The organism is Actinotalea sp., from assembly GCF_035443605.1.
Lineage (GTDB): Bacteria > Actinomycetota > Actinomycetes > Actinomycetales > Cellulomonadaceae > Actinotalea.
In genome coordinates, this window is sequence record NZ_DAORSQ010000006.1 from 3481 (window position 1) to 4969 (window position 1489).

Here is a 1489-nt window from a genome sequence, read left to right on the forward strand (position 1 = left end):
CCAGGCCGAGGTCCGCCAGGCCGTAGACGTAGTGGTAGGGCAGGCCCTCGGCCTCGATGCGCTCCCGCGCGCCCGTGCCGCGGTCGACGATGACGGCAACGGCCACCACGTCGGCGCCGGCCTCGCGCAGGGCCTCGACCGCCGTCATGACGGACCCGCCCGTGGTCGACGTGTCCTCGACGGCCACGACGCGGCGGCCGGCGACATCAGGGCCCTCGATGCGGCGCTGCATCCCGTGGGCCTTGCCCTCCTTGCGCACGACGAAGGCGTCGAGGTCCTGCCCGCGCGAGGCGGCGGCGTGCAGCAGGGCCCCGGCGACCGGGTCCGCACCGAGCGTCAGCCCGCCGACGGCGTCGATCTCGCCCGGACCCAGGCCGGCCTCCTCGAGGACGTCGAGCAGCACGTGCCCGATGAGCGGCGCCGCGCGGTGGTGCAGGGTGACCCGGCGCAGGTCGACGTAGTAGTCGGCCTCCTTGCCGGAGGCCAGCGTCACACGGCCGTGCACGACGGCGAGGTCGGCGATGAGGTCGCGCAGCTGCTCGCGCGGGGTGGGGCGCAGGAGGTCGGTCACGGGGTCAGGCTACTGGCCGGCGCCGACGCGGCGAGGGTGCCGTTCAGCCCTCGTCGTCCGCGGGCACCTCGTCGGCCTCGACGGCGTCGCGCGGGCGCCGGTCCACGCCGGACAGGGCGCGGATCGCGGCGCGCGGCAGCAGCCGGGCGACCTCGGAGACGAGCCCGTAGCGCAGGCTCGGGGTGGAGATGACGGCGCCGCGGCGCACGTCGGCCAGGGCCGCCGTGACGACGGCGTCGGCGTTGAGCCAGGCCAGCTCGGGGAAGCCCTCCCCGCCGAGGCCGGCGCGCTCGTGGAACTCGGTGCGCACCAGGCCGGGGCACAGGGCGGTGGCGGTCACGCCCGTGCCGCGCAGCTCGACGGCGAGGCCCTCGGTGAAGACCCGGACCCACGCCTTGTCGGCGGAGTAGGTGCCGAACGCGCTGAGGGCCGCGATGGACGAGACGTTGAGGACAGCCCCGCGCCCGCGCCCGACCATCGGCCCGACGGCGGCGTGCGTCAGCACCAGGACGGCGCGGACCATGACGTCCAGCCCGCGCTCGTGCTCCGCGAGGTCGCCGTCGACGAACGACGCGCCCATCCCGAACCCGGCGTTGTTGACCAGCAGCCCCACGGGGCGCTCGGTCTGCCGCAGCCGGTCGGCCACGCGCTCGACCTGCGCGCGGTCGGCGAGGTCAGCCGAGATGACCTCGGCGCGCACGCCAGCGGCAGCGCGCAGCTGCCCCGCGAGGCGCTCCAGCCGGTCCGTGTCCCTGGCGACCAGGACGACGTCGTGCCGCGCGGTCGCGAGCTGCCAGGCGAACTCCAGGCCGAGGCCCGCGCTCGCGCCGGTGATCAGTGCAGTGGCCATGCGGCCAGCCTACGGTGCGGACCCTGCAGGGTCGCCTCAACGCGGTGGCGAACCGCCCCCGGTCCCGA

Annotated in this window: 2 protein-coding genes; both read right to left on the bottom strand. The window is 76.3% G+C overall.

Going from position 1 to position 1489, the window contains the following annotated elements:
• The coding region (gene pyrE, locus PKY62_RS01470; RefSeq protein ID WP_324534132.1) for an orotate phosphoribosyltransferase at window positions 1-571 on the bottom strand (571 nt) is incomplete at its 3' end.
• A 43-nt stretch (window positions 572-614) separates the two neighbouring features.
• A complete protein-coding gene (locus PKY62_RS01475) occupies window positions 615-1421 on the bottom strand; it encodes an SDR family NAD(P)-dependent oxidoreductase (RefSeq protein ID WP_324534134.1) in 807 nt (268 codons plus the stop codon).
• Window positions 1422-1489 lie beyond the last annotated feature (68 nt).